General features: G+C 68.7%; 3 protein-coding genes. 2 read left to right on the top strand and 1 reads right to left on the bottom strand.

All coding sequences use genetic code 11. The features are described 5' to 3' along the window. Positions 1 to 1,541, bottom strand: a 1,541-nt coding sequence (locus tag ACFWPJ_RS10155) for a fatty acyl-AMP ligase (protein ID WP_378849384.1), incomplete at its 3' end; no start/stop codon positions are given. A gap of 172 nt (positions 1,542 to 1,713) precedes the next feature. Between ACFWPJ_RS10155 and ACFWPJ_RS10150 the strand changes: the two genes are divergently transcribed. After that, positions 1,714 to 2,454, top strand: coding sequence for a metallophosphoesterase (locus ACFWPJ_RS10150; RefSeq protein WP_378849383.1), 741 nt, complete (start codon positions 1,714 to 1,716; stop codon positions 2,452 to 2,454). Between the two features lie 78 nt (positions 2,455 to 2,532). Then, on the top strand, positions 2,533 to 2,853 hold the full coding sequence (locus ACFWPJ_RS10145) for a helix-turn-helix domain-containing protein (RefSeq protein WP_378849381.1): 321 nt from the start codon (positions 2,533 to 2,535) through the stop codon (positions 2,851 to 2,853). Positions 2,854 to 3,025 lie beyond the last annotated feature (172 nt).

The raw sequence follows: 3,025 nt of genomic DNA, 5'->3' as shown, positions 1-3,025 counted from the left end.
GGCGGGGGCCCCGACCCCGGTGGGGGGGCGCCACAAACACCCCCCCCGCGACACAGGGATTTGTTTCGCGCGGGCCCCGGGGGGGGGGGGGGCTCCCCCCCCCCCAGGTCCGGTTTCACGCCCTGCATCACGACGAGGCGTTCCCGGTCGAGCACGTCGACCGAGACCACCGCACCAGCGTTGCCTGCCAGCGCGGGATGCAGGTTCTGCACGAGTTCCTCGACGTCAGTCGGATGGACGTTGCGGCCGTTGACGATCAGCAGATCTTTGAGGCGGCCCGCGACGAACAGTTCACCGTCGTGGAGCAGACCGAGGTCGCCGGTCCGCAGGAAAGGACCCTCGGTGCCGAGGTGGGCGTCGAAGACCTCGCGGGTTTCGGCCGGTCGGTTCCAATACCCGGCGGCGACACTGTCACCGCGTACCCAGATCTCCCCGGTGGCGCCGTCGGGCAGTTCTTCGCGGGTCGCGGGGTCGACGATGCGGATCTCGAGGCCGCGGGCGGCTCGTCCGCAGCCGACCAGCGGGGCATCGCCTGCCCGGTCGTAGTACACCGGCGCCGCGCCCATCGTCGCGGCGCTAGCCAGCAGCGTCACCTCGGCCAGCCCGTAGGCGGGCACGAAAACCGTGGGGCGCAGCCCGGCGGGGGCGAAGCGTTCCAGGACCGCGTCGATGGTCCGGGCCCGCACCGGCTCGGCGCCGCTCAGCGCGACCTCGAGGGTGCTCAGGTCGAGCTCGGCGAGCTGCTTGTCGCTGACCCGGCGCAGGATCAGGTCGTAGGCGAAGTTCGGGGCGGCGGTGTAGGTCGCGCGGTACCGGTCGATGGCCTGGAGCCAGCGCACCGGGTGTTTGATGAACGTCGTCGGCGCCATGAACACCAGGTTCGCACCGGTGTAGGCGGCACCGAGCAGCATGCCGATCAGGCCCATGTCGTGGAATTGCGGGATCCAGCTGACGCCGGTCGAGTCCGCGGTCAGCCCGCCCTCGGCGATCGCCGCCTCGTTGTGCAGCAGATTGCGGTGGGTGACGACGACTCCCTTGGGCATGCCCGTCGATCCCGAGGTGTACTGCAGGAAGGCGATCGTGCCCAGGTCGATGTCGGGTAGCTGCCAGGCGTCGGCGTCGCCGAGCGGCTGATCGGTCGCGACGACGGTCGCGTCGGTGGAGGCGGCGACCAGCGGTGCGAAGTCGGAGGTGGTGAGCACGAGCTGCGCCCCGGAGTCGGCGATGATGCCGCCCACCCGCTGCGCGGCCCGGTCCTCGTGCGGCAGTGGGGCCGGAACGGCGACGACACCGGCGTACAGGCAGCCCAGGAAGGCCCGCAGGAACGCCATCCCGTCGAGGTAGAGCAATACCACCGGCTGCGCCGACTCGGGCTGCTCTGACAACCACTGGGCAAACGCCCGGGCATCGCGGTCGAGTTCGCGGTAGGTGACGACCTCCTCGACCAGGTCCCGCCCGGATTCCCGCAGGTAGATGTACGAACGAGTGTCCGCGTACCGGGAAAACTGCTGCCTGACGTGGTGCACGTAGCTGGACTGCATATCCTTGGGTTCCTTCGGGGTCGGTGGCTCAGCTACTACTCTGCGCTCCTCGACCGCACATCGGAAGAGACCTCAGGGGCCGCCCGCCGAACCCTCAGGGTGGGCTGTCCCGACCCCTTGGTGGAGCGGGAATCGCATTGACAGCCGTGCCCCGCTGTGGCTGCCTTGGCAGGTGGGGAACATCGCGCCGATCCGTCTCGCCGCCACCGCCGACCTGCACATGCGACGTGCCGTCGCGGGCAAGTTCCGGCCCGACTTCCTTCGACTCGATCGCCACGCCGACCTGTTGCTCCTGGCCGGCGATCTCACCGAGGGCGGTACCCGAGCCAATACCGAGCTGCTCTGCGCCGAACTCGCCGATCTGCCGGTTCCCGTGATCGCAGTCCTGGGCAATCACGACCACGACGAGCACCACGGCGAGTGGATCACGCGGCGGCTCAATGAAACCGGTGTCGTTGTCCTGGACGGTGATTCGACGATGGTCACGATTCGCGGGCATCAGGTCGGGATCGCCGGGGTGATGGGCGGTTCCGGTGGATTCCCCGATCACCCGGGTGATCCCGACTCGGGGTCGGCAGAGCATCGGGCCAGGATGCGCCGTGGCCCGGTCGACGCCGAGCGCCTCCGCCGGGCACTCGATGGCCTGGACTGCGATACCCGGATCGCTCTCACCCACTTCTCTCCCGTCGTCGACACTCTCGTCGGCGAACCCACATCCATCTATCCCGGACTGGGTTGTCACGCCATGGGCGAGGCGGTCGACGCGGGCCGCGCCACACTCGCGCTGCACGGTCACGCCCACGCCGGGAGCGAATGCGGCAAGACCTCGGGAGGTGTTCCCGTGCGCAATGTTTCGTACCCGGTCCTGCGCCGGACCTACGCGCTCTACGACCTACCTGCCGTGCAGGTCTAGCCCCGATGCGATCCGACCTCGGCGGGGGCCGGTCATAGCATGCAGGTTTGTCGGTGCCATGTGTCACACTCGTCACCGATGAGCCGCCACACCACTTTCCGGTACTGCCTCGACCCCACGGCCGAGCAGTCGATTGTGCTGTCCCGGCATGTGGGAGCGGCTCGGTTCGCGTTCAACCAGAGCCTTCACATCGTGAAGACCGCTCTCGCTCGACGGAGGGTCGCGCCGGACCATCCGGTGCCGTGGTCGCCGTTCGACTTGATCAATGCGTTCAACGCGTGGAAGAAGACCGAGGCGGCAGGACGCGGTGACGACCAGATAGTCCGGTCGGTGACTATGCCGGGGATAGGTGCGGTACGGGTGCGTAACGACACCCGGCGGTCGACGGGAAGGCGCTGACCGACGCTCGAGTAGTGTCGGTGAAACCGGCCCGGGAGAAGCGGAAACCGACGTGGGCGGCCCCCCGGTGGGGGGTTGCCACCCCCCCCCCCCAAGGCGCGGGGGGGGGGGACAAGTGTGTGTGGTTGGCGCGGGGTAAATTTTTGTGTTTGGGGGGGGTTGTTGACCACGC

Source organism: Nocardia sp. NPDC058497, from assembly GCF_042720195.1.
In the GTDB taxonomy this organism is placed as follows: Bacteria; Actinomycetota; Actinomycetes; order Mycobacteriales; family Mycobacteriaceae; genus Nocardia.
Note: the sequence above shows the minus strand (reverse complement) of the source record. Positions and strands in the feature narration are given on the sequence as shown.

Excerpts from the sequence above, each read along its gene's own strand:
- ACFWPJ_RS10145 (WP_378849381.1), top strand. The coding sequence starts at position 2,533 with ATGAGCCGCCACACCACTTTCCGGTACTGCCTCGACCCCACGGCCGAG.